Genomic DNA, 17,778 nt, shown 5'->3' with positions numbered 1-17,778 from the left:
CCCGTAGGGATTCCGTGAGGATCGCGTGAGGATGCCGCTCCAAGGCGTAGTGTCGCCGGACGTGTCAGACGAAAACAGGGAGAGCGTGGATGCGCCGCCACGCGCGAAGCGCATCCTCATCGGGGAACCGCTGACGAGCCAGCAGGTCGACGACCAGCTGCTGCCCAAGCGCATGGCCCTGCCGATCTTCGCGTCGGATGCGCTGAGCTCTGTGGCCTACGCGCCGCAGGAACTCGTGATGATCCTGCTGATCGGCGGACTCACCTTCCTGTCGTTCACACCGCTCGTCGCGATCTCCGTCGTCGTGCTGCTGGTGGTGGTGGTGCTCAGCTACCGTCAGCTGATCAAGGCGTACCCCTCCGGGGGCGGCGACTACGAGGTGGCATCGAAGAACCTGGGCGAGGTCCCCGGTGTGATCGTCGCGGCTGCGCTCCTGGTCGACTACGTGCTGACCGTGGCGGTGTCCGTCGCCTCGGGCGTGGACAACATCATCTCGGCGGTTCCGGGGCTCGACCCGTTCCGCGTCGAGCTGGCTGTCGGCTTCGTGATCCTCATCATCATCGTGAATCTCCGCGGCGTGCGCGAAGCCTCGCTCGTGTTCGCGATCCCCACCTACGTCTTCATCGCCTCGGTCGGGATCATGATCGTGACCGGCCTGATCCGCACCTTCCTGGGCGACGCCCCCGTTGCCTCGAGCGCGGAGTTCTCGGTGCAGGCGGAGAGCCTGAGCCAGGCGGCCGTGATCCTGCTGATCCTGCGCGCCTTCTCGAGCGGATGCTCGGCGCTCACCGGTGTCGAAGCGGTCTCGAACGGGGTGCCGGCCTTCCGCGCCCCGAAGGTCCGCAACGCCCAATCGACCCTGGTGCTGATGGGCACCATCGCGATCTGCCTCTTCTCCGGGCTCACCGCCCTGGCGCTGATCACGGGTGTGCACTATGCGGAGAACCCGTGCGACCTGATCGGCTTCGACTGCAGCAACCCGCAGCCGAGCCTGATGGCGCAGATCGCCTCCGCCACGTTCGGCGGCGGAAGCATCCCGTTCTTCATCGTGCAGGCGGCGACCGCGTGCGTGCTGCTGCTCGCCGCGAACACCGCGTTCAACGGCTTCCCGTTGCTGGGCGCCGTCCTCGCCCGCGACGGCTACGCCCCCAAGTCGCTCAACACCCGTGGCGACCGTCTCGTGTTCTCGAACGGCATGATCCTGCTCGGGATCGCCGCGATCGCGGTGCTCGTGGTGTTCCAGGCGAAGCTGACGACCCTGATCCAGCTGTACATCATCGGCGTCTTCGTGTCGTTCTCGCTCGGCCAGATCGGCATGGTGCGCCACTGGCGGCGCGTGCTGCGCGGTCCGAGGGAGAGCACGACCGGTTCGGGGATCGACGGAGCATCCGCCTCCGACCGCCGTTCCGCGAAGGTCGGACTCGTGATCAACTCGGCCGGCGCGACCCTGACCGTGCTGGTGCTCCTGATCGTGACGATCACGAAGTTCACGCACGGCGCCTACCTGGTGTTCTTCGCCATCCCGATCCTCGCGTTCCTGATGATGGGGGTGAAGAGGTACTACCGCGACGTCGAGCACGAGATCGCGATCGACGACACCACCCGGTTCGGGGCGACCGGCGACCTGGCCATCGTCCTCGTCAACCGGCTGCAGAAGCCGGTGATCAAGGCCATCGACTACGCGATCGCGGCCAAGCACGGGAAGACCCTCGCGGTGCACGTGGCCGTGGCCTCCGACGACGCGGCCGCGCTGCAGAAGGACTGGGCCGACCACCTGGTGCCGATCCCGCTCGTGATCGTCGAGTCGCCGTACCGGTCTTTCGCGCAGCCCATCACCCAGTTCATCAAGCAGTACCGCGAGAAGCACGGCTCGTCCGTCGTGACCGTCTATCTGCCGCAGTACATCGTCGGCCACTGGTGGGAGACGTTCCTGCACAACCGTCGCGCCCGCCGGCTGGCGAACCAGCTGATGCTCGTGCACGGCGTCTCCATCACACTCGTGCCGTGGCTGCTCGACTCGTCGGAGCTCATCTACGGCCGCCGCTCCCGCCCGCTGCCGGGTCAGGAGCGTGCCGGTCGCCCGGTGGTGGTCTCGGGACGGCGCGCGCATCGGCCCGCCGGCCCGCCGCAGGACGGCACCCCCGAGGCCTGAGCCGCGCGGTCGCGCTCTGCTCCCGACCTGTCACCCACCCGCTTTCGTCTGCCCCGTTCCTCCTGCTCCCGTGAGGCGGGGCCAGGCGGGCGGGGGTCAGGATCCGGCGAGCACCGCGCCGAGGATGTCGGCGGCCTCGGGGAAGCGGGCAGGATCCGCGTTCGCGTAGTTGAGTCGCACGTACGACCCGGAGGGCTCCGCGGGGAACCACTCGGACCCGGGCGCGATGATCAGCCCCCGCACTTCGCACTCGCGCACCACCTGCCCGACGTCCGCTCCGTCGGGCAGTCGCACCCAGAGGTTCAGCCCGCCCACCGGCACGCTCTCCACCCGCGCGGAGGGTGCGTGCGCGGCGAGGCTCGAGATCAGCAGGTCGCGACGCACGCGCAGGTGCTCGCGGAACCCCCGCAGGTGCGTGCGCCACGCCGGCTGGGTCACCACGTCGAGCGCCGCGGCCTGCAGCAGCCCACTGACGTACATCGACTCGGCTGCCCGGTCGGCGAGGATCCGGTCGCGGGCCGGTCCGCGTGCGATCACCGCCGCGACGCGCAGAGCCGGAGACGCGCTCTTGGTCAGCGAGCGCAGGTAGACCACGTGTCCGTCGTCGTCGGAGGCGGCGACGGGGCGCGGCTCGGTGTCGATCCCGAGGTCGTGCGCCCAATCGTCCTCGATCAGGAAGGCGCCGTGACGACGGACGGCCTCGAGCACGGCCTGCCCCGTCGCGATCGGCCACTGCGCCCCCGTCGGATTGGCGAACGTGGGCTGCGCGTAGAACGCCCTCGCGCCGGTCTGCGCGAACGCCCGTTCGACGTCGTCCGGATCGGGCCCGTCCGGACCCGACGGGATCGGCACCAGCACGACCCCCGCCTGGGCCGCGGCGAGCATCGCACCCCAATAGCTCGGCGACTCGATCAGCAGCGGTTGTCCGACACCGACGATCGCCCGGAAGATCGAGCTCAGTCCGCTCTGGCTGCCCGAGATGATGAGGGCGTCTCGCGTCGAGGCGGGAACGACTCCGGGCGGGGCGGATGACGCGAGCTCGCCCGCGAACCAGGCCTGCAGCTCGGGGAGACCCGCCGCGGGAGAGCGGGTCAGCGCCGCATCGGACCGCGCCGCCCGCACGAGCGCCTGCCGTACGAGTCGCTCGGGGAGGAGGTCTGCCGCGGGATAACCGGAGTGCAGGCCGATCGCGTCGGGGGCCACCGTGCGCTGTGTCGAGGAGAGGCCCCCGAGGCCCGAGGGTGGCGTGCCGAGGGCCGCCGTCTGCCAGCCGTAGTCGACGGAACGGGCGGCGGGGACGGCGCGCACGAAGGTCCCGGCACCCGGACGCGATTCGACCAGGCCGAGCCGGACGAGCTGCCGCATCGCCTTCTGCACGGTGACGGGACTCGCGCCGTACTCCGCCGCCAGCGCGCGGTTCGACGGGACCCTCGCGCCCGGGGAGGCGGAGGCGATCCACGCGCGGACCCCCTCGACGATCCGGGCACTGCTATCCTGACTCATGGAAGCCAACAGTAGCGTTATCGTGTCGCGATCGACAGTGCTATCGCCGCGCGCGGGACTGTGGTGGGGGGCGCTCGGCGTCGCCGCGTTCTCCTTCACCCTCCCGCTCACACGCGTCGCCGCGGGCGATCTCTCCCCGCTGTTCATCGGCTCGGGCCGCGCCGTCGTCGCGGCACTCCTCGCGGCCATCGCCCTCGCCGCGGCTCGGCAACGCATCCCCACCGGAGCGCAGTGGCCCCGACTCGTGGTCGTGGCCGGCGGAGTCGTCGCGGGGTTCCCACTGCTGACCTCCTTCGCGATGACCACCGCGCCCGCCCGTCACGGCGCCGTCGTGATCGGCCTCCTTCCGGCCGCGACAGCGGTCGCCGTCGTGCTTCGAACGCGCGAGCGCCCCGCCCGAGCGTTCTGGGTGTTCGCGGGCCTCGGTGCGGTCGCGGCTGTCGTCTTCGCCGCCCTGCAGAACGGCGGACTGGGTGCGCTCACCGCCGCCGACCTGCTGCTGTTCGGCGCCGTCATCGCCGCGGCGATCGGCTACGCGGAAGGCGGCCTGCTCGCCCGCGAACTCGGATCGTGGCAGACCATCTCCTGGGCACTCCTGGTCGCCCTGCCCGTGATGACGCCGCTGGCCGTGGCATCGGCGGTCGCAGAGCCGCCGATCGCGACGCCTGTGCCATGGCTCGCGTTCGCGTACCTCTCCGCCGTGAGCATGTACCTCGGTTTCTTCGCCTGGTACCGCGGCCTCGCGATCGGACCGATGGCGCAGGTGAGTCAGATCCAGCTCGTCCAGCCCGTGATGACCATCGCCTGGGCCGCCCTCCTGCTGCAGGAGCCGGTCGGCTGGGCCACGGCGGTGGGCGGGTTCGCCGTCATCGCGTGCGCCGCGCTGGCCGTCCGCACCCGCCTGACCCCCCGCCGATCGAACGACCACCGAACTGAGGAATCCTGATGCGCCACACACCCCGGTATCTGATGACCGACCCCGACGAGGTCAAGCGCCTAATCCGCGGCAATCCGTGGGCGACCTTCGTCTCGCCGGCGAGCGGGGGCCTGGTCGCCTCGCACTACCCGGTCCTGCTCGTGGAGGATGCGGACGACATCGTGATCGCGAGCCACTTCGGGCGACCGGACGAGCAGCTCCACGAGCTCGGCCGCCACGAGCTGCTCGTGATCATCCAGGGTCCGCACGACTACGTGTCCCCGAGCCTGTACGCGCCGGGCGACCTGGTGCCGACGTGGAACCACGTCACCGCGCACCTGTACGGCACGCCGGAGATCCTGAGCGAGGAGGAGAACTACGCCATGCTCACCCGGCTCACCGACCACTTCGAGGACGGCAGGGAGCACGGCCGACACCTGTCCGAGGACGAGCCGGGCACCCGCCGCGCCGCGAAGGGCACCGTCGGTCTGCGCCTGCGCGTCGACCGATTCGATGCGCGCGCCAAGCTCAGCCAGAACAAGTCCCCCGGGGTGCGCGAGAACATCATCACGCGCTTCGACGACACGAACGCTGCTCTCGCGCAGGAGATGCGCCGGGTCGCCCCCTGACCCGGCCCCACCCGTTCCCGGGCGGGTGGGGCTAGCCCGACACGAGGACCAGGACGAGGACGGCGGTGCAGACCGTGGACACCGCGGCCACCGCGCCCCACAGCATGAAGCGGCTCCACCGGATCGTGACCCCCAGCGCGACGATCCGGTGGTGCCAGAGCAGCGTCGCGAGCGATGCCCACGGCGTGATGAGCGGTCCGAGGTTCACGCCGATCAGCAGCGCCATCAGCGCCACGGGATCGCCGGCCGCGGGCTCGATCACCAGATAGGCCGGGAGGTTGTTGATCGCATTGGCGCCCGCAGCCCCGAGCGCGGCGAGCCGGAACAGGTCGCCGGGAGAGTCCCCCGATGCGGTCGGCGCGGTGAGGAAATCGAGGAGTCCCTGCGCATGCGCGGCCTCGACCAGCACGAACAGCGCCGCGGCGAGCGCGACCGCCTGCCACGGAACGAGTGAGAGCCGCAGCGCACGGCGGCGGCGGACGGCGAACAGCACCACGAGCGCGAGTGCCGCCCCGGTCGCCGGTATCCACACGTCGTGCGTCAGGGCGAGCAGGGGCATCAGCGCGAGGAGGATGCCGGTCGCACTCCAGAACAGCGTCGGATCGGCGGGTCTTCGCGGCACCGGGGTCTCGTATGTGCCGAACACGGTGCGTCGATGCAGGAGCGTGAGGATCGCGACCGGCACGAGGATGCCGGCGAGCGTGGGCGCCCAGCTCAGGGCGAGGAACGCCGTGGGCCCGTCGCCGATCGCGGGAGCTGCGAGCAGGTTGGTGAGGTTCGACACCGGCAGGGCCAGCGACGCGGTGTTGGCGAGCCACACCGTCGCCAGCGCGAACGGGATCGGAGACACCCCCACGCTCTGGGCGAGCACGACCACCACGGGCGTGACGATCACCGCCGTGGTGTCGAGCGACAGGAACACGGTGCTCACCACGGCGAGGACGACCACAAGCATCCACAGCACGACGACGCGGCCTCGACCCCAGCGTGCGAGGCGCTGCGAGACGACGTCGAACACCGCGGCGTCGCGGGCGAGTTCGGCCACGACCGTGATCGCGATGACGAACCCCAGCACGGGCGCGATCCGCTCCCCCAGGGCACCGGCATCCGCCCGCGGCAGGAGCCCCGTGATCACGCACAGGAGGGCGGCCGCGACGAGACCGGCGACGACCCCCGTCCCCGCACTGATCCGCACCCTTCGCACTCCCACCTGGTGAGCATAGGGCCGATCCTCCCGCGACGCGTGATCTCCCCGGCGCTGACGAGTCTCACCAGTCGACGGAGCGCTTCGACACAGGATGTGCACGGAATCGAGCGAGGAGCGTCGCGAAGAGCGGGCTCCGAGGAGGATGCAGATGAGTACTCGCCGAACCGCAGACCTGGCGACGGACATCGGACAGCTCGGCGTCCGGGTGATCATCGCCGTGAGCTTCCTTCTCGCGGTCGCAGATCGCCTCGGCATGCTCGGCGGCCCCGGTGACCCTGGCGTCTCCTGGGAATCGTGGGGAGCCTTCCGCGAGTACACGGCGCGCCTTGTTCCCGTGCCGGTGGATCTCCTCGTGGACGCCGCGGCGGTCGGCGCCACGATCCTCGAGACACTGCTGGCCGTCCTCCTGATCGCAGGATTCGTCACCCGTCTGGCGGCGACGGGAGCCGCGGCGCTCACGCTCGTCTTCGGTCTCAGCATGTTCGTGTTCCTCGGACCGCTCGCCCCCTTCCGGTACCCCGTGTTCCTCTTCACCGCCGCGGCCGTGCTGCTCGCGGGACTTCCGCGCCACCGCTGGAGCCTGGACGCCGCACTCCGCGCTCCCGTGTAGAGGCTCCCGTCGCGCGGGGAGCGACGGGCGTCAGAAAGGTGCATGCATCCGCCGCGGAGGCGTAGGGGAAGCGTGAGGATCGCGGGATCGGACTCCGGGCGGGAGTTGGATCGGATCCGTGCTCGACATCATCTACATCGCGCTGACTCTCGCGCTGTTCGCCCTCGTCTCCCTGGCGGCCAAGGGGGTGGAGCGACTGTGATCGTCTTCGAGATCCTCGCCGCCGCCCTCGCGGTCGCCGCCGTCGTCTACCTCGTGGTCGCGCTCGTCGCCCCGGAGAGGTTCTGATGGACGCGACGATCTGGTTCGGCATCCTGCAGGTCGCGGCCGTCGTGGTCGTGCTCGTGCTCCTCTACCGCCCCCTCGGCGACTACATCGCCCACGTGTACTCCTCGGCGCGTGACCTGCGGGTCGAGCGCAGCCTCTACCGGCTGATCGGCGTCAGCTCCTCATCGGAGCAGACGTGGCGCGCCTACGCCCGCAGCGTGCTCGCCTTCTCGGTGGTCGGGGTTCTCCTGGTCTACGGTCTCCAGCGACTCCAGGCCTTCCTCCCCCAGTCGCTCGGGCTGCCGGCCGTGCCGGAAGGGCTGTCCTTCAACACCGCCGCGTCGTTCGTGGCCAACACCAACTGGCAGTCGTACTCCCCCGAGCAGACCATGGGCTACACCGTGCAGCTCGCGGGCCTCACGGTGCAAAACTTCGCCTCCGCGGCGGTCGGCCTCACGATCGCGATCGCCCTCATCCGCGGTCTCGCCCGCCGGGGGTCGACCACGATCGGCAACTTCTGGGTCGATCTGATCCGCGGCCTCGGCCGCATCCTCCTCCCGATCGCGCTGCTCGGCGCCGTCGCCCTGCTCGCGGGCGGCGTGATCCAGAACTTCGCCGGCTTCACCGACGTCACCACGGTGTCGGGCGGTACGCAGACCATCCCCGGCGGCCCTGTGGCCTCCCAGGAGGCCATCAAGCTGCTCGGCACCAACGGCGGCGGCTTCTTCAACGTCAACTCCGCGCACCCGTTCGAGAATCCGACCGGCTTCACGAACCTGTTGCAGGTGCTGCTGATCCTCGTGATCCCGTTCTCCCTCCCCCGCGCCTTCGGCCGCATGGTCGGCGACCACCGTCAGGGCTACGCGATCGCCGCCGTCATGGGCACGATCTTCCTCGTCTCGACCTTCGCCCTCTCGGCGCTCGAGCTCGCGGGCCGTGGCACGGCGCCCGAACTCGCGGGAGCCGCGATGGAGGGCAAGGAGGTGCGCTTCGGCATCCTGGGTTCAACCCTGTTCGGCAGCGCGAGCACCCTCACCTCGACGGGCGCGGTCAACTCGATGCACGACTCGTACACGGCGCTCGGCGGCATGATGCCGATGCTGAACATGATGCTCGGCGAGGTCGCCCCCGGTGGTGTCGGCTCGGGGCTGTACGGCATGCTCGTGGTCGCGATCATCGCGGTGTTCGTCGGCGGACTGCTCGTCGGACGCACGCCGGAGTATCTCGGCAAGAGGATCGGGCCGCGGGAGATCAAGCTCGCCAGCCTGTACATCCTGGTGACGCCGACCCTGGTGCTGGTCGGCACCGCCATGAGCTTCGCGATCCCCGGCATCCGCGAGGACGTGGAGTCCACCAGCATCCTGAACCCCGGAGTGCACGGCATGAGCGAGGTGCTCTACGCCTTCACCTCGGCCTCGAACAACAACGGCTCCGCGTTCGCCGGACTCACCGCGAACACCCCGTGGTTCAACACCGCCCTCGGTATCGCGATGCTGCTCGGCCGGTTCCTGCCGATCGTGCTCGTGCTGGCCCTTGCCGGCTCGTTCGCAGCGCAGGAGCGCATCCCCGCCACCTCGGGAACCCTGCCAACGCACCGACCCCAGTTCGTCGGTCTGCTCCTCACGGTGACGGTCATCGTCACCGCGCTCACCTACTTCCCCGTGCTCGCACTGGGCCCGCTCGCTGAAGGACTCGTCTGACCATGACCCTCATCACCACCCCCTCCGATCCGCATCCCGCGGTCCCTGAGCCCGTCGAAGGGTCGGCACCCGCGGCCGCCCCGCGCTCCTTCGGCTGGTCGCAGCTCGTGCAGGCCCTTCCCGGCGCCGTGCGCAAGCTCAACCCGGCAGCTCTCGTCCGCAACCCCGTCATGCTCCTGGTGTGGGTCGGCGCGGCGTTCACCACGGTGCTCGCGATCGCCGAGCCGTTCCTCGGCGGCCCGTCCGACTCGGGCGGCACCCCGGTGCCCGCCCCCTTCACCTGGGGGATCGCGATCTGGCTGTGGCTGACGGTGCTGTTCGCGAACGTCGCGGAGTCTGTGGCCGAGGGCCGCGGCAAGGCGCAGGCCGCGAGCCTGCGCAAGACCCGCACCAGCACGATGGCCCGCCGCGTGGTCGACTACGACGGCACGACGGATGCGGCGGCCGAGCACGCAGCGACCGCCCAGATCTCGTCGGCCGAGCTGCAGCGCGACGACATCGTGATCGTCACGGCGGGCGAGCTGATCCCCGGCGACGGCGACATCGTCTCGGGCATCGCCACGGTCGACGAGTCGGCCATCACGGGCGAGAGCGCCCCGGTGATCCGCGAGTCCGGTGGAGACCGCAGTGCGGTGACCGGTGGCACCCGGGTGCTGTCGGACCGGATCGTGGTGCGCATCACCTCGAAGCCGGGCGAGACCTTCGTCGACCGCATGATCGCGCTCGTCGAAGGTGCCAGCCGTCAGCGCACTCCCAACGAGATCGCGCTGAACATCCTGCTCGCGAGCCTCTCGATCATCTTCGTGGTCGTGGTGCTGGCCCTGAACCCGATCGCGTCGTACGCCGCATCCCCCGTCAGCATCCCGGTGCTCATCGCCCTGCTCGTCTGCCTTATCCCGACCACCATCGGGGCGCTGCTCTCGGCCATCGGCATCGCCGGGATGGACAGGCTCGTGCAGCGCAACGTACTCGCGATGTCCGGTCGTGCGGTCGAGGCCGCGGGCGACGTCACCACGCTGCTGCTCGACAAGACGGGCACCATCACGTACGGCAACCGCCGCGCCCACGAGGTGCTGGCTCTTCCGGGAGTCGATGCGGACGAACTGCTGCGCGTCGCGGCGTTGTCGTCTCTCGCGGACCCCACGCCGGAGGGAGCCTCGATCGTCGAACTCGCCGCCGCGCAGGGCATCCGGGTGACAGCGCCGGATGACGCCGTGGTCGTTCCGTTCACGGCACAGACCCGCATGTCGGGGCTCGACCTCGCCGACGGCACGCAGATCCGCAAGGGTGCCGGCTCCGCTGTCCGCGCCTGGCTCGGACTCGACGGCGACGACCTCGAGCTCACGAGCCGCACCGACGCCGTGGCCGAGAGCGGCGGCACACCCCTGGTCGTCGCGGTCAAGGGCCCTTCGACAAGCTCAGGGACCCATCCTGAGTGGGTCGCTGAGCCTGTCGAAGCGCCGAGAGAGTGGGGCGCTGAGCCTGTCGAAGCGCCGAGAGAGTGGGGCGCTGAGCCTGTCGAAGCGCCGAGAGACTGGGTCGCTGAGCCTGTCGAAGCGCAGAGAGACTGGGTCGCTGAGCCTGTCGAAGCGCCGAGAGACTGGGTCGCTGAGCCTGTCGAAGCGCCGGACGCCCGCATCCTCGGCGTCGTGCACCTGAAGGACATCGTGAAGGACGGCCTGCGCGAACGCTTCGACGAGCTGCGGGCGATGGGCATCCGCACCGTCATGATCACGGGCGACAACCCGCTCACGGCCGCCGCCATCGCGCAGGAGGCCGGCGTCGACGACTTCCTCGCCGAAGCCACCCCCGAAGACAAGCTGGACCTCATCCGGCGGGAGCAGGAGGGAGGGCGCCTGGTCGCGATGACGGGTGACGGCACGAACGACGCCCCCGCCCTCGCGCAGGCCGATGTCGGCGTCGCGATGAACACCGGCACCTCGGCGGCGAAAGAGGCGGGCAACATGGTCGACCTCGACTCCGACCCCACGAAGCTCATCGACATCGTGCGCATCGGGAAGCAGCTGCTCATCACGCGCGGAGCGCTCACCACGTTCTCGCTCGCGAACGACATCGCCAAGTACTTCGCGATCATCCCGGCGATGTTCATGGGAGTCTTCCCCGGACTCGCCGCCCTCAACATCATGCAGCTGCACTCGCCGGCATCCGCTGTCACCAGCGCGATCATCTTCAACGCGATCGTGATCGTGTTCCTGATCCCGCTGGCCCTGCGCGGAGTGAAGTACCGTCCGGCGAGCGCCTCGCAGATCCTCCAGCGCAACCTGCTGGTCTACGGTCTCGGCGGTGTGATCGCCCCGTTCCTCGGCATCAAGCTCATCGACCTCGTCGTCAGCCTCATCCCGGGCTTCTGACCCGGCTCGGAAACGGAATCCAGACATGTCATCCACTCGCACCACCCTCCGCACCACCGGTGTCGCCGTCCGCGCGATGCTCGTCCTCACCCTCGTGCTCGGCGTCGGCTACACGCTCCTGGTCACCGGCGTCGGCCAGCTGCTGCTCCCCTGGCAGGCCAACGGCTCGGCGCTCCCCGACGACAGGGGCAGCGCGCTGATCGGACAGTCCTTCGCGGATGCCGACGGCGAAGCGCTCCGGCAGTACTTCCAATCGCGCCCCTCCGCCGCGGGTGACGGGTACGACGGCGCCGGCTCCAGCGGCAGCAACCTCGGACCCGAGAACGCCGACCTGGTCGCCGCGATCGCGGAGCGCAAGGACGTGATCGCGGAACGCGAAGGCATCGACCCGTCCGAGGTGCCCGCCGACGCGGTCACCTCCTCGGGGTCGGGTCTCGACCCGCACATCAGCGTGGCGTACGCCCTGCTGCAGGTGCCGCGCGTAGCCGCGGCCCGCGGGCTGTCCGCGCAGGAGGTGCGCGACCTCGTGGAGTCTAGGATTCAAGGGCGGGATCTGGGATTCCTCGGCGAGGAGCGCATCAACGTCGCCGAACTCAACCTCGCGCTCGATGATCGGGAGGGCGAATGACCGGAGAACCGCTCCGTCGACCTCCGTCGCGTCGCGGTCGGCTCCGGGTGCTGCTCGGGGCCGCGCCTGGCGTCGGCAAGACCTACGAGATGCTCGCCGAGGGACGGCGGATGCTCGACGAAGGCCATGACGTCGTGATCGCGATCGTGGAGACGCACGACCGCGCGGCGACCAGGGCGCAGACGGTCGGCATCCCGGAGGTTCCCCGGCGCGTCGACACCCACCGCGGCATCACTCTGACCGAGCTCGACATCGACGCCGTGCTCGACCGCGCCCCCGAGATCGCCCTCGTCGACGAGCTCGCCCACACGAACGCCCCCGGCTCCCGCAACGCGAAACGCTGGCAGGACGTGGACGAGCTGCTGGACGCCGGCATCGACGTGGTGACCACGGTCAACGTGCAGCACATCGAGTCACTGAACGCCGTGGTCGAGAAGATCACCGGCGTCGCGCAGCAGGAGACGATCCCGGATGCCGTCGTCCGCGCCGCCGACGAGATCGAGGTCGTCGACCTCGCACCGCAGACCCTGCGCGACCGGCTCTCCGCCGGCCTCGTCTATCCGGCCGAGCGGATCGACGCCGCCCTGTCGAACTACTTCCGCCTGGGCAACCTCACCGCCCTGCGCGAACTGGCGCTGCTCTGGCTCGCCGACGAGGTCGACAGCGCGCTGCGCAGCTACCGCGCCGAGCAGGGCATCGAGGGGGCGTGGCAGGCCAGGGAGCGGGTCGTCGTCGCGCTGACCGGAGGCCCGGAGGGTGAGACGCTGATCCGCCGCGGCGCGCGGATCGCCGCCCGCTCAGCCGGGGGCGAGCTGCTCGCCGTGCACATCTCGGCGCAGGACGGTCTGCGCGACGAGACGCCGGGAGCCCTCGCCGCACAGCGCACGCTCGTGGAGTCCCTCGGCGGCACGTACCACCAGGTCGTCGGGGACGACATCCCCGGCGCGCTCGTCGAGTTCGCCCAGGGCGCGGATGCCACGCAGCTGGTCATCGGCGTGAGCCGCCGCGGTCGCCTCACGGCCGCGCTCACCGGTCCCGGCATCGGCGCCGAGGTCATCCGCCGGTCGGGCGACATCGACGTGCACATCGTCACGCATGCCGCGGCCGGCGGTCGGATCGCCCTCCCGCGCATCACCGGCGGCGCGCTCGGCTGGCGGCGACAGGCGCTCGGGTTCGGAGTCGCGCTGGCGATCGGTCCGCTGCTGTCGTGGATCATGTTCACCTTCCGCAGCCCGGAGTCCATCACGGCCGAGGTGCTGGCGTATCAGCTGCTCGTGGTCGTGGTGGCCCTCATCGGCGGCATCCGTCCTGCTGTGTTCGCCGCGGTGCTCTCGGGCGTCACGCTGGACTTCCTCTTCGTCGCACCGCTCTTCACGATCACGATCGCGCACCCGCTGCACGTGCTCGCCCTCGCGCTCTACGTCGTCATCGCGATCCTGGTGAGCATCATCGTCGATCAGGCCGCGCGTCGTGCCCGGACGGCTCAGCGCGCTGCCGCGGAGGCCGAGCTGCTGGCCGCCGTCGCCGGCAATGTGCTCCGCGGCGACAACGCCGTGCTCGCGCTGGTCAGCCGCACCCGAGAAGCGTTCGGACTCAGCGGCGTGCGGCTGATCGCACCCGACGGCGAGGTGCTCGCGAGCGACGGCGAGCCCGTGGCCGACGGACGCGCCACGACCATCCCGGTCGGCGTGGCCACGGGCGGCGGTCCCCGCGCCGTGCTGGAGCTGAACGGCGAACCGCTCGCCGGACCCGAGCGGCGGCTGCTGGATGCGATCGTCGCCCAGCTCTCCGCGGCAATCGAGCACACCGACCTGCGGGCGACCGCGCGGGAAGCCGAGGCGCTGGCCGAGACCGATCAGGTGCGCAGCGCCCTGCTGTCGGCCGTGAGCCACGATCTGCGACGCCCGCTGGCCTCGGCCGTCGCGGCCATCGGCGGCCTCCGCGCCGCCCACCGCCTGTCGGCATCCGATCGCGAAGAGCTGCTCGCGACCGCCGACGAGAGTCTCGCGACGCTGTCTACGCTCGTCACGGATCTGCTCGACGTGAGCCGCGTGCAGGCCGGGGTGCTCGCCGTGTCGTCGTCCCGGATGGATGCCGCCGGCATCGTGCTCGCGGCCGTCGACGAGCTGGGCCTCGGCCCCTCCGACGTCGAACTGGCCCTCGACCCCGACCTTCCGCCGCTGCACGCCGACCCCGTGCTGCTCCTGCGCGTGCTGGTCAACGTGATCGCCAACGCCCACCGGCACGCCCCCGACGGTTCACGCGTCATCGTGTCGACGAGCGCCCTCGGCGACCGCGCCGAGATCCGCATCATCGACCGCGGAGACGGCGTCTCACCCGAGCGACGCGACCGCATCTTCCAGCCGTTCCAGCGCTTCGGCGACACCGACAACACGACAGGGCTCGGTCTCGGTCTCGCCCTGTCGCGCGGATTCACCGAGGGCATGGGCGGTACCCTGACACCCGAGGACACCCCGGGCGGGGGCCTCACCATGGTCATCTCCCTGCCGCTGGCTGCAGGACCCCGCGACACGGAAGGCTCGGAGTGAAGCTGCTCATCGCCGACGACGACCCGCAGATGGTGCGCGCCCTGCGCATCACCCTCGCCGCACACGGCTACGACGTCGTCGTGGCACCGGACGGCGCGGCCGCCATCGCGACCGCCGCCCAGACGCACCCCGACCTCATCATGCTCGACCTCGGCATGCCCCGCCTCGACGGCATCGAGGTCATCCAGGCATTGCGCGGATGGACGAACGTGCCGATCATCGTGGTGTCCGGCCGCACCGGCTCCGCCGACAAGGTCGAGGCTCTCGACGCGGGCGCCGACGACTTCGTGACCAAGCCCTTCCAGGTCGACGAGCTGCTGGCGCGGCTGCGGGCGCTGTCGCGTCGCTCCGTCCCGGCAGGCGGGGAGTCCACGGTGGCCTTCGGCGACGTCGTCGTCGACCTCTCGACCAAGACCGTCACGCGCGGCGGCACGCGCGTGCACCTGACGCCGACGGAATGGCGGATGCTCGAGCACCTGTCCCGGCATCCCGGCGCGCTGGTCACCCGCCAGGATCTGCTGAAGGAGATCTGGGGCAGCGAGCAGGTCTCCGATTCCGGCTACCTGCGCCTGTACATGTCGCAGCTGCGGAAGAAGCTCGAGCGGGAGCCCGGAGCGCCCGCCCACCTGCTGACCGAGTCGGGGATGGGCTACCGGCTGGTGCTCTAGCGACCCAGCGGGGCGCGGTCGTGCGCACCGGCGACGCGACGCCGACGGAGCACGGCCACGACACCGGCGAGCACGAGCAGCACCGCGACGACGATCGCCGTCACCGCGGTGGGCGTGCTCTCGGGCTCGCCCGTCAGCCGACCGACCGCGAGCCAGGCCAGGCCCCAGGCGGTGGCCAGGGCGGGGGCGATGCGCCCGGTGGACCACGCCGCCGCGACGCCGATCACCAGCACCACGGCCAGCACCGCGACCGCCCAGACATCGGCGGCCTCGCCCCAGCTCGACGGGGCGATCTGGGTGAGCCAGGCGGCGGTGTTGGCCACAGTCGCGATCGTGACCCAGCCGAAGTGCAGTCCGTTCGCCCCGTCGGTGAGGATCCGGTCGACGAGGTTGCGGGCCGGGAAGCGTCCCAGGATCACGATCACCCGAGCGAGGACGGCGACGAGCGCCGCTATGACCAGGACGGTCAGCCACAGCGTCAGGTAGCGAGCGGTGACGAGCCACAGCCCGTTGAGCACCATGGATGCCGCGATCCATCCGCCCACCGCCTCCTGCCGGGCGTCCTGCCGCTGGGCCGGGAGCGCCTGCCACACGGTGTAGGCGATCAGCCCGAGGTAGATGAGCGACCAGATCGAGAACGCCGGTCCGGCCGGGGCGAGGTACGACCCCTCGGCCGACAGCGCACCGTTCTGCAGCTCGTCGACGGACGCGCCGCCGAAGGCCCCTCCGCCGACCGCAGCCGCGATCAGCATGAAGACGGCCGCGGCGATGATGAGCGACTGGCGAGCGATGCCCCTCGTGCGTGATTCCATGCCCCGACCCTAGGTGCCCTCCCCGTCGCCCACACCCGCCTTGACAGCCGACAGCCATGTCGCTAACCAGGTTAGCCATATGGCTCGAGCGGACGGACGGCGTGGACAGATGTCGGACGGATGAGCACCCGTCGGGCTGCACGCCGCCGCTTCGCCCGACATCCGTCCGAACGCCCGACATCCGTGCGGGCGGCGGTGGGATCAGCGCCGAGGGTCAGGAGTGGGGGACGGCGGCGTCGATCAGGACCTCGGCCGCGCGCCGCGCGTGCACCGCGGCATCCGGATCGGCCGAGATCGCCGCCGTGCTCTGGGCACCCTCGGCGAGGATGGACAGCTGAGCCGCCAAGGCGGCGGGAGCACCGGTCGCTGCGACGAGCTCCGCCATGTACTGCTGGAACGACGCCTTGTGCGCCCGGACGATCGCGGCGACCTCGCGATTCGTGCCGCCGAGCTCGCCGAACGCGTTGATGAACGCGCACCCGCGGAAGTCGTCGGCGCAGAACCAGTTCTCGAGGTATCCGTACACCGCGAGGAGTCGCGTGCGCGGGTCGTCGCCGGCATCCGCCACTGCGCCGGAGAGTCCGGCTTCCCACTGGGAGTGCTTGCGAGCGAGGACGGCCGTGACGATGTCGGTCTTCGCAGGGAAGAGCGAGTACAGCCGGCGCAGCGACACGCCGGCGGCAGAGCGGAGCTCGTCCATACCCACGGCGGCGTAGCCCTTGCGATAGTAGAGCTCCTCCGCGGCGGAGAGGATGCGCTCGCGGGCGTCGTCTTCGGTCATACCCAGAAGTTTACTTGACACGAGAACGAACGTTCTCTATGTTGATCATATCGAGCGAGAACGATCGTTCTCACCGGAACCGAAAGGACAGGATCATGGGTTACATCACCGTCGGAAACGAGAACAGCACCCCGATCGAGCTCTACTACGAAGACCAGGGAGCCGGCCAGCCCGTCGTGCTGATCCACGGCTACCCGCTCGACGGACACAGCTGGGAGCGCCAGACCAGGGAGCTCCTCGCCCAGGGCTACCGCGTCATCACCTACGACCGCCGCGGCTTCGGCCAGTCGTCCAAGGTCGGAGCCGGCTACGACTACGACACCTTCGCCGCCGATCTGAACACCGTGCTCGAGACCCTCGACCTGCGCGACGTCGTTCTCGTCGGCTTCTCGATGGGCACCGGAGAGCTCGCCCGCTACGTCGCCCGCTACGGACACGACCGCGTCGCCAAGCTCGCCTTCCTCGCCTCGCTCGAGCCGTTCCTCGTGCAGCGCGACGACAACCCCGAGGGCGTGCCGCAGGATGTCTTCGACGGGATCGAAGCTGCCGCCAAGGGCGACCGCTTCGCCTGGTTCACGCAGTTCTACAACGACTTCTACAACCTCGACGAGAACCTCGGATCCCGCATCAGCCAGGAGGCCGTCACCGGCAGCTGGAACGTGGCCGTCGGCAGCGCCCCTGTCGCCGCCTACGCGGTCGTCCCCGCCTGGATCGAGGACTTCCGCGGAGATGTCGAGGCCGTCCGCGCCGCCGGCAAGCCCACGCTCATCCTGCACGGCACGAAGGACAACATCCTTCCGATCGACGCCACCGCCCGCCGGTTCCACCAGGCCGTTCCGGAGGCCGAGTACGTCGAGGTCGAGGGCGCCCCGCACGGCCTCCTCTGGACCCACGCCGACGAGGTCAACGCCGCGCTGAAGTCCTTCCTGGCGAAGTAACCCTCGTTCGAATCGCCCGAATGGCCCCGTTTCCCCCGGAGATGGG

15 protein-coding genes are annotated in these 17,778 nt (G+C 70.3%); 11 read left to right on the top strand and 4 right to left on the bottom strand.

Annotated features, from left to right (window positions below; translation table 11 throughout):
- Positions 1–31 precede the first annotated feature (31 nt).
- Entirely contained in the window at positions 32–2,152 is a 2,121-nt protein-coding gene (locus CSX12_RS02165) for an APC family permease (protein ID WP_241160544.1), read from the top strand.
- A 96-nt stretch (positions 2,153–2,248) separates the two neighbouring features.
- Here the strand turns inward: CSX12_RS02165 and CSX12_RS02160 are convergent, their stop codons facing one another.
- On the bottom strand, positions 2,249–3,655 hold the full coding sequence (locus tag CSX12_RS02160; RefSeq protein ID WP_124894693.1) for a PLP-dependent aminotransferase family protein: 1,407 nt from the start codon (positions 3,653–3,655) through the stop codon (positions 2,249–2,251).
- Between the two features lie 22 nt (positions 3,656–3,677).
- Between CSX12_RS02160 and CSX12_RS02155 the strand changes: the two genes are divergently transcribed.
- Both CSX12_RS02155 and CSX12_RS02150 read left to right on the top strand, forming a co-directional pair.
- Positions 3,678–4,601, top strand: a complete 924-nt coding sequence (locus tag CSX12_RS02155) for a DMT family transporter (RefSeq protein ID WP_241160543.1) — start codon at positions 3,678–3,680, stop codon at positions 4,599–4,601.
- Positions 4,601–5,200: an FMN-binding negative transcriptional regulator gene (locus CSX12_RS02150; RefSeq protein ID WP_124894691.1), complete on the top strand. Its 600-nt coding sequence runs from the start codon at positions 4,601–4,603 to the stop codon at positions 5,198–5,200. Before CSX12_RS02155 ends, CSX12_RS02150 begins: the two co-directional genes overlap by 1 nt.
- 31 nt (positions 5,201–5,231) lie before the next feature.
- Here the strand turns inward: CSX12_RS02150 and CSX12_RS02145 are convergent, their stop codons facing one another.
- Positions 5,232–6,395: an SLC13 family permease gene (locus tag CSX12_RS02145; RefSeq protein ID WP_124896786.1), complete on the bottom strand. Its 1,164-nt coding sequence runs from the start codon at positions 6,393–6,395 to the stop codon at positions 5,232–5,234.
- Between the two features lie 160 nt (positions 6,396–6,555).
- Between CSX12_RS02145 and CSX12_RS02140 the strand changes: the two genes are divergently transcribed.
- From CSX12_RS02140 to CSX12_RS02110, 7 genes are all read left to right on the top strand, one after another.
- Complete coding sequence (locus CSX12_RS02140) at positions 6,556–7,017, top strand: DoxX family membrane protein (protein WP_164479523.1); 462 nt, start codon at positions 6,556–6,558, stop codon at positions 7,015–7,017.
- A 198-nt stretch (positions 7,018–7,215) separates the two neighbouring features.
- Positions 7,216–7,305 (top strand): potassium-transporting ATPase subunit F, encoded by a 90-nt coding sequence (locus CSX12_RS02135; protein ID WP_017201862.1) that lies wholly within the window; start codon positions 7,216–7,218, stop codon positions 7,303–7,305.
- Positions 7,305–8,984 (top strand): potassium-transporting ATPase subunit KdpA, encoded by a 1,680-nt coding sequence (gene kdpA / locus CSX12_RS02130; RefSeq protein ID WP_124894689.1) that lies wholly within the window; start codon positions 7,305–7,307, stop codon positions 8,982–8,984. Before CSX12_RS02135 ends, kdpA begins: the two co-directional genes overlap by 1 nt.
- Positions 8,985–8,986: 2 nt before the next feature.
- Positions 8,987–11,356 carry a potassium-transporting ATPase subunit KdpB gene (gene kdpB, locus CSX12_RS02125; RefSeq protein ID WP_206427128.1) on the top strand — a complete coding sequence of 790 codons (2,370 nt, stop codon included), beginning with the start codon at positions 8,987–8,989 and terminating at the stop codon, positions 11,354–11,356.
- 25 nt (positions 11,357–11,381) lie between these two features.
- On the top strand, positions 11,382–11,984 hold the full coding sequence (kdpC, locus tag CSX12_RS02120; protein ID WP_124894688.1) for a K(+)-transporting ATPase subunit C: 603 nt from the start codon (positions 11,382–11,384) through the stop codon (positions 11,982–11,984).
- On the top strand, positions 11,981–14,533 hold the full coding sequence (locus CSX12_RS02115; RefSeq protein ID WP_124894687.1) for an ATP-binding protein: 2,553 nt from the start codon (positions 11,981–11,983) through the stop codon (positions 14,531–14,533). The genes kdpC and CSX12_RS02115 overlap by 4 nt, the downstream gene beginning before the upstream one ends.
- Positions 14,530–15,201: a response regulator transcription factor gene (locus CSX12_RS02110; protein ID WP_017201866.1), complete on the top strand. Its 672-nt coding sequence runs from the start codon at positions 14,530–14,532 to the stop codon at positions 15,199–15,201. Before CSX12_RS02115 ends, CSX12_RS02110 begins: the two co-directional genes overlap by 4 nt.
- On the opposite strand, the gene CSX12_RS02105 is transcribed toward CSX12_RS02110, so the two are convergent.
- Together CSX12_RS02105 and CSX12_RS02100 are read right to left on the bottom strand one after the other, a co-directional pair.
- Positions 15,198–16,013, bottom strand: a complete 816-nt coding sequence (locus tag CSX12_RS02105) for a tryptophan-rich sensory protein (RefSeq protein ID WP_124894686.1) — start codon at positions 16,011–16,013, stop codon at positions 15,198–15,200. The genes CSX12_RS02110 and CSX12_RS02105 overlap by 4 nt on opposite strands.
- 214 nt (positions 16,014–16,227) lie before the next feature.
- Entirely contained in the window at positions 16,228–16,794 is a 567-nt protein-coding gene (locus CSX12_RS02100) for a TetR/AcrR family transcriptional regulator (RefSeq protein WP_124894685.1), read from the bottom strand.
- A 95-nt stretch (positions 16,795–16,889) separates the two neighbouring features.
- On the opposite strand from CSX12_RS02100, the gene CSX12_RS02095 reads away from it, so the two are divergent.
- The gene (locus tag CSX12_RS02095) at positions 16,890–17,732 is read left to right on the top strand and encodes an alpha/beta hydrolase (RefSeq protein WP_124894684.1); all 843 of its coding nucleotides are present in this window, start codon (positions 16,890–16,892) and stop codon (positions 17,730–17,732) included.
- Positions 17,733–17,778 lie beyond the last annotated feature (46 nt).

Origin of the sequence: Microbacterium sp. Y-01 (assembly GCF_003856715.1) — a bacterium.
Classification (GTDB): domain Bacteria; phylum Actinomycetota; class Actinomycetes; order Actinomycetales; family Microbacteriaceae; genus Microbacterium; species Microbacterium algeriense.
Note: the sequence above shows the minus strand (reverse complement) of the source record. Positions and strands in the feature narration are given on the sequence as shown.

Coding starts and splice junctions, on each gene's coding strand:
- CSX12_RS02165 (WP_241160544.1), top strand. CDS start 32: ATGCCGCTCCAAGGCGTAGTGTCGCCGGACGTGTCAGACGAAAACAGG.
- CSX12_RS02160 (WP_124894693.1), bottom strand. CDS start 3,655: ATGAGTCAGGATAGCAGTGCCCGGATCGTCGAGGGGGTCCGCGCGTGG.
- CSX12_RS02150 (WP_124894691.1), top strand. CDS start 4,601: ATGCGCCACACACCCCGGTATCTGATGACCGACCCCGACGAGGTCAAG.
- CSX12_RS02140 (WP_164479523.1), top strand. CDS start 6,556: ATGAGTACTCGCCGAACCGCAGACCTGGCGACGGACATCGGACAGCTC.
- kdpA (WP_124894689.1), top strand. CDS start 7,305: ATGGACGCGACGATCTGGTTCGGCATCCTGCAGGTCGCGGCCGTCGTG.
- kdpB (WP_206427128.1), top strand. CDS start 8,987: ATGACCCTCATCACCACCCCCTCCGATCCGCATCCCGCGGTCCCTGAG.
- kdpC (WP_124894688.1), top strand. CDS start 11,382: ATGTCATCCACTCGCACCACCCTCCGCACCACCGGTGTCGCCGTCCGC.
- CSX12_RS02115 (WP_124894687.1), top strand. CDS start 11,981: ATGACCGGAGAACCGCTCCGTCGACCTCCGTCGCGTCGCGGTCGGCTC.
- CSX12_RS02105 (WP_124894686.1), bottom strand. CDS start 16,013: ATGGAATCACGCACGAGGGGCATCGCTCGCCAGTCGCTCATCATCGCC.
- CSX12_RS02100 (WP_124894685.1), bottom strand. CDS start 16,794: ATGACCGAAGACGACGCCCGCGAGCGCATCCTCTCCGCCGCGGAGGAG.
- CSX12_RS02095 (WP_124894684.1), top strand. CDS start 16,890: ATGGGTTACATCACCGTCGGAAACGAGAACAGCACCCCGATCGAGCTC.